The sequence below is a fragment of the Micromonospora sp. DT229 genome, from assembly GCF_049844505.1.
Lineage (GTDB): Bacteria > Actinomycetota > Actinomycetes > Mycobacteriales > Micromonosporaceae > Micromonospora.
This window is the reverse complement of record NZ_JBNCLD010000002.1, coordinates 107,862-125,111: the sequence shown is the minus strand read 5'-3', so window position 1 is coordinate 125,111 and position 17,250 is coordinate 107,862. Positions and strand designations below refer to the sequence as shown.

Genomic DNA, 17,250 nt, shown 5'->3' with positions numbered 1-17,250 from the left:
TTGATCCCGACGCGAGTCGGCCGGCCCCCAACCCCGCCGAGGGCTAGCTACAGATCAGACACGACACGAGGGATATAACGTGCTCGACGTCAACTTCTTCGACGAGCTGCGCATCGGCCTTGCGACTGCGGACGACATCCGCCAGTGGTCGCACGGTGAGGTCAAGAAGCCCGAGACCATCAACTACCGCACCCTCAAGCCGGAGAAGGACGGACTCTTCTGCGAGAAGATCTTCGGTCCGCAGCGGGACTGGGAGTGCTACTGCGGTAAGTACAAGCGGGTCCGCTTCAAGGGCATCATCTGTGAGCGCTGCGGCGTCGAGGTGACCCGCTCGAAGGTCCGCCGGGAGCGGATGGGCCACATCGAGCTGGCCGCCCCGGTGACCCACATCTGGTACTTCAAGGGTGTGCCGAGCCGGCTGGGCTATCTGCTGGACCTCGCCCCGAAGGACCTCGAAAAGATCATTTACTTCGCCTCGTACGTCGTGACGAGCGTTGACGCCGAGTCGCGTCACCGTGACCTCTCGACCATCGAGAACGAGATCCTGGCCGAGAAGCGGCAGTCGGAGAACAGCCGCGACTCGGAGATCGAGAAGCGGGCCGCCAAGCTTGAGGCCGACCTGGCCGAGCTGGAGGCCGAGGGCGCGAAGGCGGACGTCCGGCGCAAGGTCAAGGAGGGCGGAGAGCGCGAGATGCGCCAGATCCGCGACCGGGCCCAGCGCGAGATCGACCGCCTGGACGAGGTGCTGGACACCTTCCGCAAGCTGGACTCGAAGCAACTGGTCACCGACGAGCTGCTCTACCGTGAGCTGCGCGACCGGTTCGGTGAGTACTTCACCGGCGGCATGGGTGCCGAGGCGATCAAGGCCCTGGTGCAGAACATGGACCTCGACGCCGAGGCGGAGAGCCTGCGGGAGACCATCCGCACCGGCAAGGGCCAGCGGAAGATCCGGGCGCTCAAGCGGCTGAAGGTCGTGGCGGCGTTCCAGAACACCCGCAACTCGCCGCTCGGCATGGTGCTGGACTGCGTACCGGTGATCCCGCCGGACCTGCGTCCGATGGTGCAGCTCGACGGTGGCCGGTTCGCGACCAGCGACCTGAATGACCTCTACCGCCGGGTGATCAACCGGAACAACCGGCTCAAGCGGCTGATCGACCTCGGCGCGCCCGAGATCATCGTCAACAACGAGAAGCGGATGCTCCAGGAGGCCGTCGACGCGCTGTTCGACAACGGTCGCCGGGGCCGGCCGGTCACCGGCCCGGGTAACCGTCCGCTGAAGTCGCTGTCCGACATGCTCAAGGGCAAGCAGGGCCGGTTCCGCCAGAACCTGCTGGGCAAGCGCGTCGACTACTCCGGCCGTTCGGTCATCGTGGTCGGCCCGAAGCTCAAGCTGCACCAGTGCGGTCTGCCCAAGCAGATGGCGCTGGAGCTGTTCAAGCCGTTCGTGATGAAGCGGCTGGTCGACCTGAACCACGCGCAGAACATCAAGTCCGCCAAGCGGATGGTCGAGCGGCAGCGGCCGGTCGTGTGGGACGTGCTGGAAGAGGTCATCGGCGAGCACCCGGTGCTGCTCAACCGGGCGCCGACCCTGCACCGACTGGGCATCCAGGCCTTCGAGCCGCAGCTGGTCGAGGGCAAGGCCATCCAGATCCACCCGCTGGTCTGCACCGCGTTCAACGCCGACTTCGACGGTGACCAGATGGCGGTGCACGTGCCGCTGTCCGCCGAGGCCCAGGCCGAGGCGCGGATCCTGATGCTGTCGTCGAACAACATCCTCAAGCCGGCCGACGGCAAGCCGGTCACCATGCCCACCCAGGACATGGTCATCGGCCTGTACCACCTGACCCACCTCACCACCGGTGAGCGTGGCGAGGGCCGGGCGTTCAGCTCGGACGCCGAGGCGCGGATGGCGTACGACAACGGCGAGCTGCACCTGCAGGCACCGGTCAAGATCCGGCTGCGCAACGTGGTCGAGGTCGACAACGGCGTCGGCGGGCAGCCGTGGACCCCGCCGGAGGACTGGACCCCGGGTGAGCCGCTGACGGTGGAGACCACCCTCGGCCGGGTGCTGTTCAACGAGACCCTGCCGCAGGGCTACCGGTACGTGAACTACGAGATCCGTAAGGGTCAGCTCTCCGCGATCGTCAACGACCTCGCCGAGCGGTTCCCGAAGGTGGCCCTGGCGGCCACCCTCGACGGGCTCAAGGAGGCCGGTTTCCACTGGGCCACCTGGTCCGGCGTGACCATCGGCATGGAGGACGTCATCGCTCCGCCGCGCAAGCGGGAGATCCTGGAGAAGTACGAGAAGGAAGCCGACCGGATCGACAAGCAGTACCAGCGTGGTCTGATGACCGCCGAGGAGCGTCGCGGCGAGCTCATCGAGATCTGGACCAAGGCGACCAACGAGGTCGCCAAGGAGATGGATACCGCGCTGCCGCAGGAGAACCCGCTGTGGAAGATGATCAACTCGGGTGCTCGCGGTAACCTGCTCCAGCTCCGGCAGATCGCGGCGATCCGTGGTCTGGTGGCCAACCCGAAGGGTGAGATCATCCCGCGGCCGATCAAGGCCAGCTACCGGGAGGGTCTGTCCGTGCTGGAGTACTTCATCTCCACCCACGGTGCCCGTAAGGGTCTCGCGGACACCGCCCTGCGTACCGCCGACTCGGGTTACCTGACCCGTCGTCTGGTGGACGTCTCGCAGGACGTCATCATCCGCGAGGAGGACTGCGGCACCGACCGGGCCATCCCGATGCAGATCGGTCAGCAGCTCGACGGCCGGCTCGTGGTGCACGAGCACGCGGAGACCAGCGTGCACGCCCGTACCCTGGCCGACGACATCAAGGGGCCGGACGGCACCGTCGTCGCCGAGCGGGGCTCGGACATCAACTCGATCCTGGTCGACAAGATCGTCGCCGCCGGGGTGGAGACCGTCCGGGTCCGCAGCGTGCTCACCTGCGAGTCGAAGCTGGGCGTCTGCGGTGCGTGCTACGGCCGTTCGCTGCCGACCGGCAAGATCGTGGACGTCGGCGAGGCGGTCGGCATCATCGCCGCCCAGTCGATCGGTGAGCCGGGTACCCAGCTGACGATGCGTACCTTCCACACCGGTGGTGTCGCGGGTGAGGACATCACCCAGGGTTTGCCCCGTGTCCAGGAGATCTTCGAGGCCCGGATCCCGAAGGGCAAGGCGCCGATCGCCGACACCCCCGGCCGGATCCGGATCGAGGACGGCGAGCGGTCGCGCAAGATCGTCGTGATCCCGGACGACGGCAGCGACGAGATCGTGTACGACAAGATCTCGAAGCGGGTCCGGCTGCGGGCGCACGACGGCGACCACGTCGAGGTCGGCGAGAAGCTCACCGAGGGCACCATCGACCCGCACGAGCTGCTGCGCATCCTCGGCCCGCGGGCGGTACAGGTCCACCTGACCCAGGAGGTCCAGGAGGTCTACCGCTCGCAGGGTGTGCTCATCCACGACAAGCACATCGAGATCATCATCCGCCAGATGCTCAAGCGGGTGACGGTCATCGACTCCGGCTCGACCGAGTTCCTGCCGGGTGTGCTGGTCGACCGGGCGCTGTTCGAGTCGGAGAACCGCCGACTCGTCTCCGAGGGCGGCGAGCCCGCGGCAGGCCGTCCGGTGCTGATGGGTATCACCAAGGCCTCGCTGGCCACCGACTCCTGGCTCTCGGCGGCCTCCTTCCAGGAGACCACCCGGGTGCTGACCGACGCGGCGATCCACGCCCGCAGCGACTCGCTGATCGGTCTCAAGGAGAACGTGATCATCGGTAAGCTCATCCCGGCCGGTACCGGCATCAGCAAGTACCGCAACGTCCGGGTCGAGCCGACCGAGGAGGCCAAGGCCAAGGTCTACTCGATGACCGGATACCCGGAGACCGACTACGGCTTCGGGCCGGCCAGCGGCCAGGCGGTTCCGCTGGACGACTTCGACTTCGGGTCGTACCGCTGATCATCCGCTGCACCGACGAGGCCCCCGGCATCCGCCGGGGGCCTCGTCGTCGGTGGTCCTCCCGATTCGCTCCGGGCGGGGCATGATGGAGCCATGACGACCGCCGCCGGACCGATGCCGGTCGCTTCCCCGCCCGGCCCCCCACGGCACCCACTGGACCCGGACCCGGTTCGGGCTACGAAGGCGCGGGCCGTCTTCGCGCTCGGCCTGATGGGTGCGCTGACCGGATTGTTCATCGGGGGAGTGGTACCGGCCACGATCGCCCTCCAGTTGGCCCGGCAGGCCCGCCGTGAGGCGTACGCCTCAGGGGGTTTTCTTACCGGCGCGGCCTGGCTGCGGCGGGGGGAGAGCCTGGCCCGGACGGGTCTGATGCTGGTCGCGGTGAGTGTGGTCGTCGTGGTGGTGATCGGCGTGATCCGGCTCGCCGAAGCGCCCTACGGGCAGGATTTCGCGCCGAACGTGGACTGAGGTCCGCGCCGCCGATGCCGTTTCCGGTAGCCGGGTCGGGCGCTCGGCTGAGGTGCCGCCGTCTCCCGCACCGGTGGGCTGATCGGCGACGGTAGCCTGACGGTGTCCACCGCGCGGCGGTGGACGCGGTCGATGAGGAGGATCCCCGTGACGGAACCGGCGCGTCCCGAGAGCGGCGAACCCGCTCAGTCCGCCGCCGGGCCTCCGGGGCCTGAGACACCCGAACCGGGCCGGTGGGCACCACCGGGGCCGTGGGCGGCGAACCAGCCCGCCGGGTACGCCCCGTCTCCGCCGGCCCCGTTCCCGTCCGTACCGGGTGGGCCATCGTCGGGGCCGCCGGGTGGGCCCGGTGCCGGCGCGCCTGTGGGCTGGGGTGCCACGGCGGGGCGGGGTGCTGCCGTCCCGCCGCCGCAGGAACGGCCCCGGCCACCGAGCCGGGTGGAGCCCGTGCCGGGCACCCCCTTCGCCATGGTGCACCTGGATGTGCCGCCGGTCACCTCGGGCCTGGCAGTCGGCTCGCTGGTCGCGGGCATCGTCTCCATCCTGGTGTCTTTCCTGGTCCTCTGCGTGGGTGGGGTGGGGGGTGGGCTGAACGGAGTCTGGGCTGCCGGCTCCTTCGCCACTCTCGGCGGCCTGACCGGGGCCGGTGCCCTCGTCGCCGGCCTGCTGGGCATGCGGCAGATCCGCCGACCGGCGCCCCCGCCGGGGGTGCGGTTCACCGGCCGGGGTCTGGCCATCGCCGGAGTCAGCTGCGGCGGTGTCGGACTGCTGTTGAGCCTGCTGGGCGTGGGTCTGGCCCTGCTGATGACGCTCGCCTGACCGGGCCGGCCGACCCGGGAGGCGGGCGGGTGTGGTCGGGCTCGGGGGCTCGGCGGGTGGTTTCCGGTGGAGCCGGTACACTTGGCGTCGTAGGTGCCCATCACGGGCGGGCGGAGCGACGGAGTCGACGGCCGAGCGGTGAGAAGTTCGGCGGGTCTCCCGTTTTGACCTGCACGGCTGTGGTAGGTACTCTTTCCCCTTGTGCCCGGCTAGCCCGGGCAAATCGTGCGTGCGCTGGATCCGGCCTCCGGTTTCCGGAAGGCGCCACGACTGAGCCAAAGATCCGGCGTGCGGGCCTCCGTGTGCCGGTGACAGACCCCGGGACTGCGCTTCATCCGCGCGGAATCGGGACCGTGATCGGGCGACACGCCCGACCGCGGGTGCCGGGACCTCCGTGAGGTGGCCCTGGTCGGAATGTAGGAGAGCCGGTCATCAGGTCGGCTACGACAGACGGCGCGGTCGCGACAGCGGCCGAAGGGAGCGGAGAAACCCGGTGCCCACGATCCAACAGCTGGTCCGAAAGGGCCGCCAGGCGAAGACCACCAAGACCAAGACCCCGGCGCTGAAGGGTTCCCCTCAGCGGCGCGGCGTGTGCACCCGCGTGTACACCACCACCCCGAAGAAGCCGAACTCGGCGCTGCGCAAGGTTGCTCGTGTCAAGCTCAGCAGCCAGGTCGAGGTGACCGCCTACATCCCGGGCGTCGGGCACAACCTGCAGGAGCACTCGATCGTGCTCGTCCGCGGTGGCCGTGTGAAGGACCTCCCCGGCGTGCGTTACAAGATCGTCCGCGGCTCGCTGGACACCCAGGGTGTCCGCAACCGCAAGCAGGCGCGCAGCCGTTACGGCGCGAAGAAGGAGAAGAGCTGACATGCCGCGTAAGGGACCTGCCCCGCGTAAGCCGCTGGTCGCTGACCCGGTGTACAACTCGCCGCTGGTCACCCAGCTGGTAAACAAGATCCTGCTCCGCGGCAAGCGTCAGCTCGCCGAGCGCATCGTCTACGCCGCCCTGGAGGGCTGCCGCGAGAAGAGTGGCACCGATCCGGTCGTCACCCTCAAGCGCGCGATGGACAACGTCAAGCCGACCCTCGAGGTCCGCAGCCGCCGTGTCGGTGGCGCGACCTACCAGGTTCCGGTCGAGGTGCGTCCGGCCCGGGCCACCACCCTGGGCCTGCGCTGGCTGGTCACCTACTCCCGCGCCCGGCGCGAGAAGACCATGGTCGAGCGACTGATGAACGAGCTGCTGGACGCGAGCAACGGCCTTGGCGCCGCCGTCAAGCGGCGTGAGGACACCCACAAGATGGCGGAGTCCAACAAGGCCTTCGCGCACTACCGCTGGTAACACCTGAGGTCCCGGCGCCTACCGGCGCCGGGGCCGCCACCAGTTGTGTCGGGACGACGATAAGTAGGGATTGAAGTGGCCGCCGCAGACGCGCTCGCCAACGTACGCAACATCGGCATCATGGCGCACATCGATGCCGGTAAGACCACTACCACCGAGCGGATCCTGTTCTACACCGGTATCACGTACAAGATCGGTGAGGTTCATGAGGGCGGCGCCGTCATGGACTGGATGGAGCAGGAGCAGGAGCGCGGTATCACCATCACTTCCGCCGCCACGAAGTGCGAGTGGAAGGGCCACACGATCCAGATCATCGACACGCCCGGCCACGTCGACTTCACCGTAGAGGTGGAGCGGTCGCTTCGGGTGCTGGATGGTGCGGTTGCGGTCTATGACGGTGTGGCCGGCGTGGAGCCGCAGACGGAGAACGTCTGGCGTCAGGCGGACAAGTACAACGTCCCCCGGATGTGTTTCGTCAACAAGCTCGACCGTACCGGCGCGGACTTCTTCCGCTGCGTGCAGATGATGATCGACCGGCTGAACGCCACTCCGCTGGTGCTTCAGATCCCGATCGGCGCCGAGAGCGACTTCATCGGCGTGGTCGACCTGATCGAGATGCGCGCCCTCACCTGGCGTGGAGAGACCCAGAAGGGTGAGGACTACGCGGTCGAGGAGATCCCGGCCGACCTGGCCGACTCCGCTGCCGAGTGGCGCGAGAAGCTGATGGAGACCCTGGCCGACGTCGACGACGCGGTGATGGAGAAGTACCTGGAGGGCGAGGAGATCTCCGTCGAGGAGATCAAGGCCGCCATCCGTCGGGCCACCATCGCCGGCAAGGCCAACCCGGTCCTCACCGGCACCGCCTTCAAGAACAAGGGCATCCAGCCGATGCTGGACGCGGTCGTCGCGTACCTGCCCTCGCCGCTGGACATCCCGGCGATCGAGGGTACGGCCACCGACGGCGAGACCCCGATGCAGCGCCAGCCGTCGGTGTCCGAGCCCTTCTCCGGCCTGGCCTTCAAGATCCAGACGGACAAGCACCTCGGCAAGCTCACCTACGTGCGGATCTACTCCGGCACCCTTGAGTCCGGCTCCCAGGTGGTCAACTCCACCAAGGACCGCAAGGAGCGGATCGGCAAGATCTACCAGATGCACGCCAACAAGCGGGAAGAGCGCAGCACCGCGAAGGCCGGCGACATCATCGCGGTGCAGGGTCTGAAGCAGACCACCACCGGTGACACCCTGGCCGACTCGGCGAACCCGGTCATCCTGGAGTCGATGACCTTCCCGGAGCCGGTCATCGAGGTGGCCATCGAGCCGAAGACCAAGGCCGACCAGGAGAAGCTCAGCACCGCCATCCAGCGGCTGGCCGAGGAGGACCCGACCTTCCGCGTCAAGCTGGACGACCAGACCGGTCAGACGGTCATCTCCGGCATGGGCGAGCTGCACCTGGACATCCTGGTCGACCGGATGCGCCGCGAGTTCAACGTCGAGGCGAACATCGGTAAGCCGCAGGTGGCGTACCGCGAGACCATCCGCCGCAAGGTGGAGAAGGTCGAGTACACCCACAAGAAGCAGACCGGTGGTTCCGGCCAGTACGCCCGGGTGATCGTCAGCCTGGAGCCGCTGCCGCTGGGCAACGACGCACCGACCTACGAGTTCGCCAACGCGGTCACCGGTGGCCGTATCCCCCGGGAGTTCATCCCCTCGGTGGACGCGGGTGCACAGGACGCCATGCAGTACGGCATCCTCGCCGGCTTCCCGCTGGTGGGCGTCAAGCTGACGCTGCTCGACGGGCAGTACCACGAGGTCGACTCGTCGGAAATGGCGTTCAAGATCGCCGGCTCGATGGTGATGAAGGACGCGGCCCGCAAGGCCGATCCCGCGCTGCTCGAGCCGATGATGGCCGTTGAGGTCACCACTCCTGAGGAGAACATGGGTGACGTCATCGGCGACCTGAACTCCCGCCGTGGCATCATCCAGGCGATGGAGGAGCGCAGCGGCGCCCGCGTCGTCCGGGCTCTGGTGCCGCTGTCGGAGATGTTCGGCTACGTCGGCGACCTGCGGTCGAAGACCCAGGGCCGGGCTAGCTACAGCATGCAGTTCGACTCCTACGCCGAGGTTCCGGCCTCGGTGGCCAAGGAGATCATCGCCAAGGCGACGGGTGAGTGACGTCCGCCTGAGCTGAGCCGAAGGTGGTCGCGGGAGGAATCCCCGACCGTGACCACCTCGGTCGGATCGGGTCAATTCCGGGCCTGTAGGCTTCATCGCCGCAGAGCCCACAAAAGCTTCCCGGCCGTCAGGCCGGAAAGGCTGTCGACAGAGTCCTAAGCGCCACTCGTGGCGTACCGGGGCGAACGAACCAAGAAGTCCACAGGAGGACACCAGTGGCGAAGGCGAAGTTCGAGCGGACTAAGCCGCACGTCAACATCGGCACCATTGGTCACATCGACCACGGTAAGACGACGCTGACGGCGGCCATCACCAAGGTCCTGCACGACCAGTACCCCGACCTGAACCCGTACACGCCGTTCGACGAGATCGACAAGGCGCCGGAGGAGAAGGCCCGGGGCATCACGATCTCGATCGCACACGTCGAGTACCAGACCGAGGCGCGGCACTACGCGCACGTCGACTGCCCCGGTCACGCCGACTACATCAAGAACATGATCACCGGTGCCGCCCAGATGGACGGCGCGATCCTGGTGGTCGCGGCGACCGACGGCCCGATGCCGCAGACCCGCGAGCACGTCCTGCTGGCCCGCCAGGTCGGCGTGCCGTACATCGTCGTGGCGCTCAACAAGAGCGACATGGTCGACGACGAGGAGCTGCTGGAGCTCGTCGAGCTCGAGGTCCGCGAGCTGCTCTCGGCGCAGGAGTACCCGGGCGACGACCTGCCGGTCGTGCGCGTCTCGGCGCTCAAGGCCCTGGAGGGTGACCCGGAGTGGACCGGGCGCCTGCTGGAGCTGATGAACGCCGTCGACACCGCGATCCCGCAGCCGGAGCGCGAGACCGAGAAGCCGTTCCTGATGCCGATCGAGGACGTCTTCACGATCACCGGCCGTGGCACCGTCGTCACCGGTCGCGCGGAGCGTGGCATCCTCAAGCCGAACGAGGAGGTGGAGATCGTCGGTATCCGCGAGAAGTCGCAGAAGACGGTCTGCACCGGCATCGAGATGTTCCGCAAGCTGCTCGACGAGGCCCGCGCGGGTGAGAACGTCGGTCTGCTGCTGCGTGGCATCAAGCGCGAGGACGTCGAGCGCGGCATGGTGGTCGTCAAGCCGGGCACCAGCACGCCGCACACGGAGTTCGAGGCGACCGTCTACATCCTCTCCAAGGAGGAGGGTGGCCGGCACACCCCGTTCTTCCAGAACTACCGTCCGCAGTTCTACTTCCGGACCACGGACGTCACCGGTGTCGTCACCCTTCCCGAGGGCACCGAGATGGTCATGCCGGGCGACAACACCACGATGAGCGTGAAGCTGATCCAGCCCATCGCGATGGAGGACAACCTCAAGTTCGCGATCCGCGAGGGTGGCCGCACGGTCGGCGCTGGTCGCGTCACCAAGATCATCAAGTGAGCTGGGTAACCCCGATTAGACCCGCCGCCGGTCGTGCGGCATACTAGTCAGGTTGCGTAACGACAGTTCGCTGCCCGCGTTCGACTAACGTCGAACCTCCGGGTAGGCAGGGCAGTCGGGCGTGGGGTGGTTGACGGCCCGTTCGTCAACCACCCTCGCGCGGCGTTCAGGTCGCGGGAGTGCGATCGGCGCCTGGACCCACCACGGTCAGGATCGCTCCGGAGGATCGGGGCGGAGCTAGGCCACAGGGCGCGACACGCCCGACCGCGGGGGTGGGCGAAGAGGGTCTGTACCAGCCGGTACAGGACACCCGCAACACAGCGGCATCGAGAGAAGGAACAGAAGCCACCATGGCGGGACAGAAGATCCGCATCCGGCTCAAGGCCTATGACCACGAGGTCGTCGACTCCTCGGCTCGGAAGATCGTCGAGACGGTGACGCGCACCGGGGCGCAGGTCGCGGGCCCGGTGCCGCTGCCCACGGAGATCAACCGTTTCTGCGTCATCCGCTCGCCGCACAAGTACAAGGACTCGCGCGAGCACTTCGAGATGCGTACGCACAAGCGGCTGATCGACATCATCGACCCGACCCCGAAGACGGTCGACTCGCTCATGCGCCTCGACCTGCCGGCTGGCGTCGACATCGAGATCAAGCTGTAGGGACCGGACACATGGACAGGCAAGTTAAGGGGATCCTGGGCGCTAAGCTCGGCATGACCCAGGTCTGGGACAACAACAAGGTTGTTCCGGTGACCGTGGTTCAGGCCGGCCCGTGCGTCATCAGCCAGGTTCGTGACGCCGACAAGGACGGTTACTCCGCGGTCCAGCTGGCGTACGGCACGATCGACCCGCGCAAGGCCAAGAAGCCGCTGCGTGGTCACTACGCCAAGGCTGACGTGGCGCCGCGCCGACACATCGTCGAGCTGCGCACCAGCGACGCTGCGGACTACTCGCTCGGCCAGGAGGTCACGGTCGAGGAGTTCCCGGCCGGTGTCTCGATCGACGTCACCGGCAAGACCAAGGGCAAGGGCTTCGCCGGCCCGATGAAGCGGCACGGCTTCCACGGTCTGCGCGCCAGCCACGGTGTCGAGCGCAAGCACCGCTCGCCGGGCTCCATCGGCGCCTGCGCCACCCCGGGTCGCGTCTTCAAGGGCACCCGGATGGCGGGTCGCATGGGTGGCGTGCGCTACACCGTGCAGAACCTGACCGTCCAGGCGGTCGACACTGAGAACAACCTGCTGCTCGTCCGCGGTGCCATTCCCGGCCCGAAGGGCGCGCTGGTCCTGGTCCGTACCGCGGCCAAGGCTAAGGTGAAGAAGGGCGGTGTGGCCAAGTGACCACGGTTGACGTCTTGAACTCCGAAGGCACCAAGACCGGCTCGGTCGAGCTGCCCGGTGACATCTTCGACGTGCAGGCCAACGTGCCCCTGATGCACCAGGTCGTGGTGGCGCAGCTGGCTGCGGCCCGGCAGGGCACCCACAAGACCAAGACCCGGGGCGAAGTCTCCGGTGGCGGCAAGAAGCCTTACAAGCAGAAGGGCACCGGTCGGGCCCGGCAGGGCTCGATCCGCGCGCCGCAGTTCGCCGGCGGTGGCGTGGTGCACGGCCCGGTGCCGCGCGACTACAGCCAGCGCACCCCGAAGAAGATGAAGGCCGCCGCGCTGCGTGGCGCCCTGTCGGACCGGGCCCGCGCCGGGCAGGTGCACGTCGTCGAGGCGTTCGTCTCGGGCGAGAAGCCGTCGACCAAGGCCGCCCTGGCCACGCTCACCAAGCTGACCGAGGCCCGCCGGGTGCTGGTCGTGCTGAGCAGTGTCGACGAGCTGAACTGGGTGTCGCTGCGCAACGAGCCGCGGGTGCACCTGATCGAAGCCGGCCAGCTGAACACGTACGACGTGCTGGTGGCCGACGATGTGGTCTTCACCAAGGAGGCCCTGGACGAGTTCCTGGGCGTTCCCGCCGAGACCACCGAGGAGGGTGGCAAGTGAGCACGATCGCCGACCCGCGCGACATCATCGTGGCGCCGGTCGTCTCGGAGAAGAGCTACAGCGAGCTGAACCGCAACTGGTACACCTTCCTGGTGCACCCGGACGCGAACAAGACCGCGATCAAGATCGCTATCGAGCAGATCTTCAACGTCCGTGTCCTGACGGTCAACACGCTCAACCGCGAGGGCAAGCGCAAGCGGACCCGTACCGGGTTCGGTAAGCGCAAGAACACCAAGCGCGCGATGGTGAAGCTGGCTGAGGGCGACCGTATCGAGGCCTTCGGCGGCCCGGTCAGCTGAGGGGTGTAGACAATGGCTATCCGTAAGTACAAGCCGACGACGCCGGGCCGGCGTGGCTCCAGCGTCGCCGACTTCGCCGAGATCACCCGGTCTACGCCGGAGAAGTCGCTGCTGGCACCGCTGCCGAAGAAGGGTGGGCGTAACGCTCACGGGCGGATCACCGCCCGGCACCAGGGCGGCGGCCACAAGCGGCAGTATCGGATCATCGACTTCAAGCGGGTCGACAAGGACGGCGTGCCGGCCAAGGTCGCGCACATCGAGTACGACCCGAACCGCACCGCGCGAATCGCGCTGCTGCACTACGCCGACGGCGAGAAGCGGTACATCATCGCGCCGAAGGACCTGAAGCAGGGCGACCGGGTCGAGTCCGGTCCGGGCGCCGACATCAAGCCGGGTAACAACCTGCCGCTGCGCAACATCCCGGTCGGTACCACCATCCACAACGTGGAGCTGCGTCCGGGTGGCGGGGCCAAGCTGGCCCGCTCGGCCGGCGTCGGCATCCAGCTGCTCGGCCGCGAGGGCGTGTACGCGACCCTGCGTATGCCCTCGGGTGAGATCCGGCGGGTGGACGTGCGGTGCCGCGCCAGCATCGGCGAGATCGGCAACGCTGACCAGTCGAACATCAACTGGGGTAAGGCCGGCCGGATGCGGTGGAAGGGCAAGCGCCCGACCGTCCGTGGTGTGGCCATGAACCCGGTCGACCACCCGCACGGTGGTGGCGAGGGCAAGACCTCCGGTGGTCGCCACCCGGTCAACCCGCAGGGTAAGCCCGAGGGCCGCACCCGTCGTAAGGGCCAGCCGAGTGACCGGCTGATCGTCCGCCGTCGCTACGCCACGCGTAAGCGCGGCTGAGGGAGATAAGACATGCCTCGCAGCCTGAAGAAGGGCCCGTTCATCGACGACCACCTGCTCAAGAAGGTGGAGACGCAGAACGAAAAGGGCTCGAAGAACGTCATCAAGACTTGGTCTCGGCGCTCGACGATCATCCCGGAGATGCTCGGGCACACGATCGCGGTGCACGACGGACGCAAGCACGTCCCGGTGTTCGTGACCGAGGCGATGGTCGGGCACAAGCTCGGCGAGTTCGCGCTGACCCGTACGTTCAAGGGTCACGAAAAGGACGACCGGAAGAGCCGCCGGCGCTGACGCCGCGGGCATACGGATAGAGGATCAAGGGGTTACAGCGATGCCAGGAAAGGGCGACGCTCCGGTGCTTCCGGGCGCGCGGGCGGTTGCGCGGCACGTGCGCATCTCGCCGATGAAGGCGCGCCGGGTGGTCAACCTCGTCCGCGGCCTGCCCGCGAAGGAGGCGCTAACGGTGCTGCAGTTCGCGCCGCAGGCTGCGAGCGAGCAGGTGTACAAGGTGCTCGCGAGTGCGATCGCCAACGCGGAGAACAACGAGCGGCTGGACCCCGACGCGCTGCTCGTCAGCGAGGCGTTCGTGGACGAGGGACCGACCATGAAGCGGTTCCAGCCACGGGCGCAGGGCCGGGCGTACCGGATCCGTAAGCGCACCTGCCACATCACGGTGGCGGTCGAGGCGGTGGCGCCGGCTGCGCCGAAGAAGTCGGCGAAGAAGGCGGCCCCGGCGGCGCAGACCGCACCGGCCGAGACGCAGAGCAACACGGAGGGCGCCGAGTAATGGGTCAGAAGGTTCACCCGCACGGGTTCCGTCTCGGCATCTCGACCGACTGGAAGTCCCGCTGGTTCGCGGACAAGCTCTACAAGGACTACATCGGCGAGGATGTCAAGATCCGCCGAATGATGTCCAAGGGTTTGGAGCGGGCCGGCATCTCCAAGGTCGACATCGAGCGCACCCGCGACCGAGTCCGCGTCGACATCCACACCGCTCGGCCGGGCATCGTCATCGGCCGTAAGGGTGCGGAGGCCGACCGGATCCGTGGCGAGTTGGAGAAGCTCACCGGCAAGCAGGTGCAGCTGAACATCATCGAGGTGAAGAACCCCGAGTCGGACGCGCAGCTGGTTGCCCAGGGCGTGGCCGAGCAGCTCTCCAGCCGGGTCAGCTTCCGTCGGGCGATGCGCAAGGCGATGCAGTCGGCGATGAAGAACCCGATGTGCAAGGGCATCCGGGTGCAGGTCTCGGGTCGCCTCGGCGGCGCCGAGATGAGCCGCACGGAGTTCTACCGCGAGGGTCGGGTTCCGCTGCACACGCTGCGGGCCAACATCGAGTACGGCTTCTTCGAGGCCCGTACCACCTTCGGCCGCATCGGCGTGAAGGTCTGGATCTACAAGGGTGACGCGGTGCCGGGTCGGGAGACCCCGGCCGAGGCGCCGTCGCGCCCGCGCCGGGATCGTGGTGACCGCCCTGAGCGGCCGCGTCGTGGTCGCTCCGGTTCGTCCGGTACGACCTCCGGTGGTACCGAGGCCGGCCGGGCTGCCGCGACGACCGTCGCGCAGCAGGCCGAGACGCCGAGTGGCGAGCCGGTGGACACGTCCGCCGTCGCCGCCGCGGCAGAAACGCAGCAGGAGGGCTGACAGATGCTGATGCCGCGCAAGCCCCCGAAGGGCTTCCGCAAGCCGCACCACCCGGACCGCAGTGGCGCGTCCAAGGGCGGCAACCGGGTGGTGTTCGGCGAGTTCGGGATCCAGGCTCTCGAGCCGGCGTACGTGACCAACCGGCAGATCGAGTCGGCGCGTATCGCGATGACCCGCCACATCAAGCGTGGCGGCAAGGTCTGGATCACCATTTTCCCGGACCAGGCCCTCACCAAGAAGCCGGCCGAAACGCGGATGGGTTCCGGTAAGGGCTCGCCGGAGTGGTGGGTCGCCAATGTCAAGCCGGGGCGGGTTCTCTTCGAGATGTCCTTCCCGAACGAGCAGATCGCGCGAGAGGCGATGCGTCGCGCGATCCACAAGCTCCCGATGAAGTGCCGGATTGTGACGCGCGAAGTGGGTGAATCCTGATGGCAGCGGGCGTTAAGGCCTCCGAGCTGCGTGAGCTCTCCGAGGAGGAGCTGGTCACGAAGCTGCGTGAGGCCAAGGCGGAGCTGTTCAACCTCCGCGTGCAGGCCGCAACCGGGCAGCTGGACAACAACCGGCGGCTGCAGGTCATCCGTCGGGAGATCGCCCGGATCTACACGATCATGCGTGAGCGCGAGCTGGGGCTCTCGGTCGCGCCGACTGAGGTGGCTTCATGAGCGAGAACACGACGACCGCGGGCGCGGAGCTCGTGCGGGGACGCCGTAAGGTCCGTGAGGGCCTGGTGGTCAGCGACAAGATGGACAAGACCGTCGTGGTCGAGGTCGAGGACCGGGTCAAGCACGCGCTGTACGGCAAGATCATGCGCCGGACCAGCAAGCTCAAGGTCCACGACGAGCAGAACTCTGCCGGCATCGGTGACCGGGTCCTGATCATGGAGACCCGTCCGCTGTCCGCCACCAAGCGGTGGCGGATCGTGGAGATCCTCGAGAAGGCCAAGTAGCGAAGGCTCGAGCTCGGCCGGTTAGGTCGGGCGCAGGTTCCGCCAGGCTCCGGCCGCTCCGGCGGCCGGAGAACCGGCAGACATAGGAGATAGACGTGATTCAGCAGGAGTCGCGACTGCGCGTCGCCGACAACACGGGTGCCCGGGAGATCCTGTGCATCCGAGTTCTCGGTGGCTCGGGTCGGCGCTACGCGAGCATCGGCGACGTCATCGTCGCCACCGTCAAGGACGCCATCCCCGGTGCTGGTGTGAAGAAGGGTGACGTCGTCAAGGCGGTCATCGTCCGCACCGCCAAGGAGAGGCGCCGGCCGGACGGGTCGTACATCCGCTTCGACGAGAACGCCGCCGTCATCATCAAGGACGGCGGGGACCCGCGGGGTACCCGCATCTTCGGCCCGGTCGGTCGTGAGCTGCGGGACAAGCGGTTCATGAAGATCATCTCTCTCGCGCCGGAGGTGTTGTGACCGTGAAGGTCAAGAAGGGCGACACGGTCGTCGTCATCGCCGGCAAGGACAAGGGTGCCAAGGGCAAGGTCATTGCGGCCTACCCGCGGCAGGACAAGGTCCTGGTCGAGGGCGTGAACCGGGTCAAGAAGCACACTCGCATCAGCACCACTCAGCGTGGCGCCAAGACCGGTGGCATCGTCACCCAGGAGGCCCCGATCCACGTCTCGAACGTGATGGTCCTGGACTCCGACGGCAAGCCGACTCGTGTCGGTTACCGCATCGACGAAAACGGCCAGAAGGTCCGCATCGCGCGTAGCACCGGTAAGGACCTGTGATGACCACGGCTACCGAAACCAAGTCCATGCCGCGCCTCAAGGAGCGGTACCGCAACGAGATCGTGGCGAAGCTGCGCGAGCAGAACGACTACGCCAACGCGATGCAGGTGCCGCGGTTGGTGAAGATCGTCGTCAACATGGGTGTCGGCGAGGCTGCTCGCGACGCCAAGCTCATCGACGGTGCGGTCCGCGATCTGGCCACGATCACCGGCCAGAAGCCGCAGGTCCGGCGGGCGAAGAAGTCCATCGCGCAGTTCAAGCTGCGTGAGGGGATGCCGATCGGCGCGAAGGTGACCCTGCGCGGCGACCGGATGTGGGAGTTCCTGGACCGGCTGCTGTCCATCGCGCTGCCGCGTATCCGTGACTTCCGCGGCCTCGACGGGCGCAAGCTCGACGGGCACGGCAACTACACGTTCGGTCTGACCGAGCAGTCGGTGTTCCACGAGATCGATCAGGACAAGATCGATCGCCAGCGGGGCATGGACATCACGGTGGTCACGACCGCCACGACCGACGACGAGGGCCGGGCGCTGCTCAAGCTCCTGGGCTTCCCGTTCAAGGAGAACTGAG

The 17,250-nt window shown here is 67.6% G+C and carries 21 protein-coding genes; all 21 read left to right on the top strand.

Features of this window, described 5'->3' with window-relative positions; translation table 11 throughout:
- Window positions 1-79 precede the first annotated feature (79 nt).
- The 21 genes from ACLQ2T_RS03355 (at window position 80) to rplE (ending at window position 17,249) form a co-directional block, all read left to right on the top strand.
- Window positions 80-3,967, top strand: a complete 3,888-nt coding sequence (locus ACLQ2T_RS03355; protein ID WP_425764499.1) for a DNA-directed RNA polymerase subunit beta' — start codon at window positions 80-82, stop codon at window positions 3,965-3,967.
- 93 nt (window positions 3,968-4,060) lie between these two features.
- The gene (locus ACLQ2T_RS03350) at window positions 4,061-4,435 is read left to right on the top strand and encodes a hypothetical protein (RefSeq protein ID WP_425764498.1); all 375 of its coding nucleotides are present in this window, start codon (window positions 4,061-4,063) and stop codon (window positions 4,433-4,435) included.
- A 447-nt stretch (window positions 4,436-4,882) separates the two neighbouring features.
- Window positions 4,883-5,254, top strand: coding sequence for a hypothetical protein (locus tag ACLQ2T_RS03345; protein ID WP_425764497.1), 372 nt, complete (start codon window positions 4,883-4,885; stop codon window positions 5,252-5,254).
- Window positions 5,255-5,747: 493 nt separating this feature from the next.
- Complete coding sequence (rpsL, locus tag ACLQ2T_RS03340; RefSeq protein ID WP_013735958.1) at window positions 5,748-6,122, top strand: 30S ribosomal protein S12; 375 nt, start codon at window positions 5,748-5,750, stop codon at window positions 6,120-6,122.
- 1 nt (window position 6,123) lies between these two features.
- Window positions 6,124-6,594, top strand: coding sequence for a 30S ribosomal protein S7 (gene rpsG / locus ACLQ2T_RS03335; RefSeq protein WP_013735957.1), 471 nt, complete (start codon window positions 6,124-6,126; stop codon window positions 6,592-6,594).
- 75 nt (window positions 6,595-6,669) lie between these two features.
- The gene (gene fusA, locus ACLQ2T_RS03330) at window positions 6,670-8,766 is read left to right on the top strand and encodes an elongation factor G (protein ID WP_425764496.1); all 2,097 of its coding nucleotides are present in this window, start codon (window positions 6,670-6,672) and stop codon (window positions 8,764-8,766) included.
- A gap of 215 nt (window positions 8,767-8,981) precedes the next feature.
- Window positions 8,982-10,175, top strand: coding sequence for an elongation factor Tu (gene tuf / locus ACLQ2T_RS03325; RefSeq protein WP_425764495.1), 1,194 nt, complete (start codon window positions 8,982-8,984; stop codon window positions 10,173-10,175).
- A 350-nt stretch (window positions 10,176-10,525) separates the two neighbouring features.
- Complete coding sequence (gene rpsJ, locus ACLQ2T_RS03320) at window positions 10,526-10,834, top strand: 30S ribosomal protein S10 (RefSeq protein ID WP_007073037.1); 309 nt, start codon at window positions 10,526-10,528, stop codon at window positions 10,832-10,834.
- A gap of 11 nt (window positions 10,835-10,845) precedes the next feature.
- Window positions 10,846-11,511, top strand: a complete 666-nt coding sequence (gene rplC / locus ACLQ2T_RS03315; RefSeq protein ID WP_425764494.1) for a 50S ribosomal protein L3 — start codon at window positions 10,846-10,848, stop codon at window positions 11,509-11,511.
- On the top strand, window positions 11,508-12,158 hold the full coding sequence (rplD, locus tag ACLQ2T_RS03310; RefSeq protein ID WP_425764493.1) for a 50S ribosomal protein L4: 651 nt from the start codon (window positions 11,508-11,510) through the stop codon (window positions 12,156-12,158). The genes rplC and rplD overlap by 4 nt, the downstream gene beginning before the upstream one ends.
- Window positions 12,155-12,457 carry a 50S ribosomal protein L23 gene (gene rplW, locus ACLQ2T_RS03305; protein ID WP_013735952.1) on the top strand — a complete coding sequence of 101 codons (303 nt, stop codon included), beginning with the start codon at window positions 12,155-12,157 and terminating at the stop codon, window positions 12,455-12,457. Before rplD ends, rplW begins: the two co-directional genes overlap by 4 nt.
- 12 nt (window positions 12,458-12,469) lie before the next feature.
- On the top strand, window positions 12,470-13,309 hold the full coding sequence (rplB, locus tag ACLQ2T_RS03300; protein ID WP_013735951.1) for a 50S ribosomal protein L2: 840 nt from the start codon (window positions 12,470-12,472) through the stop codon (window positions 13,307-13,309).
- Window positions 13,310-13,321: 12 nt separating this feature from the next.
- Window positions 13,322-13,603, top strand: coding sequence for a 30S ribosomal protein S19 (gene rpsS / locus ACLQ2T_RS03295; protein WP_013735950.1), 282 nt, complete (start codon window positions 13,322-13,324; stop codon window positions 13,601-13,603).
- A gap of 40 nt (window positions 13,604-13,643) precedes the next feature.
- Window positions 13,644-14,099, top strand: coding sequence for a 50S ribosomal protein L22 (rplV, locus tag ACLQ2T_RS03290; protein WP_425764492.1), 456 nt, complete (start codon window positions 13,644-13,646; stop codon window positions 14,097-14,099).
- The gene (rpsC, locus tag ACLQ2T_RS03285) at window positions 14,099-14,953 is read left to right on the top strand and encodes a 30S ribosomal protein S3 (RefSeq protein ID WP_102658911.1); all 855 of its coding nucleotides are present in this window, start codon (window positions 14,099-14,101) and stop codon (window positions 14,951-14,953) included. Before rplV ends, rpsC begins: the two co-directional genes overlap by 1 nt.
- Before the next feature lie 3 nt (window positions 14,954-14,956).
- The gene (rplP, locus tag ACLQ2T_RS03280; protein WP_007465292.1) at window positions 14,957-15,382 is read left to right on the top strand and encodes a 50S ribosomal protein L16; all 426 of its coding nucleotides are present in this window, start codon (window positions 14,957-14,959) and stop codon (window positions 15,380-15,382) included.
- A complete protein-coding gene (gene rpmC / locus ACLQ2T_RS03275) occupies window positions 15,382-15,615 on the top strand; it encodes a 50S ribosomal protein L29 (protein WP_327024032.1) in 234 nt (77 codons plus the stop codon). The genes rplP and rpmC overlap by 1 nt, the downstream gene beginning before the upstream one ends.
- On the top strand, window positions 15,612-15,899 hold the full coding sequence (rpsQ, locus tag ACLQ2T_RS03270) for a 30S ribosomal protein S17 (RefSeq protein WP_425764491.1): 288 nt from the start codon (window positions 15,612-15,614) through the stop codon (window positions 15,897-15,899). The genes rpmC and rpsQ overlap by 4 nt, the downstream gene beginning before the upstream one ends.
- A 95-nt stretch (window positions 15,900-15,994) precedes the next feature.
- The gene (rplN, locus tag ACLQ2T_RS03265) at window positions 15,995-16,363 is read left to right on the top strand and encodes a 50S ribosomal protein L14 (protein WP_023358185.1); all 369 of its coding nucleotides are present in this window, start codon (window positions 15,995-15,997) and stop codon (window positions 16,361-16,363) included.
- Window positions 16,360-16,680: a 50S ribosomal protein L24 gene (gene rplX / locus ACLQ2T_RS03260; protein ID WP_207228005.1), complete on the top strand. Its 321-nt coding sequence runs from the start codon at window positions 16,360-16,362 to the stop codon at window positions 16,678-16,680. Before rplN ends, rplX begins: the two co-directional genes overlap by 4 nt.
- On the top strand, window positions 16,680-17,249 hold the full coding sequence (rplE, locus tag ACLQ2T_RS03255) for a 50S ribosomal protein L5 (RefSeq protein WP_425764490.1): 570 nt from the start codon (window positions 16,680-16,682) through the stop codon (window positions 17,247-17,249). The genes rplX and rplE overlap by 1 nt, the downstream gene beginning before the upstream one ends.
- Window position 17,250 lies beyond the last annotated feature (1 nt).

Excerpts from the sequence above, each read along its gene's own strand:
- rplV (WP_425764492.1), top strand. The coding sequence starts at position 13,644 with ATGCCAGGAAAGGGCGACGCTCCGGTGCTTCCGGGCGCGCGGGCGGTT.
- rplP (WP_007465292.1), top strand. The coding sequence starts at position 14,957 with ATGCTGATGCCGCGCAAGCCCCCGAAGGGCTTCCGCAAGCCGCACCAC.
- rpsQ (WP_425764491.1), top strand. The coding sequence starts at position 15,612 with ATGAGCGAGAACACGACGACCGCGGGCGCGGAGCTCGTGCGGGGACGC.
- rplB (WP_013735951.1), top strand. The coding sequence starts at position 12,470 with ATGGCTATCCGTAAGTACAAGCCGACGACGCCGGGCCGGCGTGGCTCC.
- rpsC (WP_102658911.1), top strand. The coding sequence starts at position 14,099 with ATGGGTCAGAAGGTTCACCCGCACGGGTTCCGTCTCGGCATCTCGACC.
- rpmC (WP_327024032.1), top strand. The coding sequence starts at position 15,382 with ATGGCAGCGGGCGTTAAGGCCTCCGAGCTGCGTGAGCTCTCCGAGGAG.
- ACLQ2T_RS03350 (WP_425764498.1), top strand. The coding sequence starts at position 4,061 with ATGACGACCGCCGCCGGACCGATGCCGGTCGCTTCCCCGCCCGGCCCC.
- rpsG (WP_013735957.1), top strand. The coding sequence starts at position 6,124 with ATGCCGCGTAAGGGACCTGCCCCGCGTAAGCCGCTGGTCGCTGACCCG.
- rplC (WP_425764494.1), top strand. The coding sequence starts at position 10,846 with ATGGACAGGCAAGTTAAGGGGATCCTGGGCGCTAAGCTCGGCATGACC.
- rplE (WP_425764490.1), top strand. The coding sequence starts at position 16,680 with ATGACCACGGCTACCGAAACCAAGTCCATGCCGCGCCTCAAGGAGCGG.
- rpsS (WP_013735950.1), top strand. The coding sequence starts at position 13,322 with ATGCCTCGCAGCCTGAAGAAGGGCCCGTTCATCGACGACCACCTGCTC.
- rpsJ (WP_007073037.1), top strand. The coding sequence starts at position 10,526 with ATGGCGGGACAGAAGATCCGCATCCGGCTCAAGGCCTATGACCACGAG.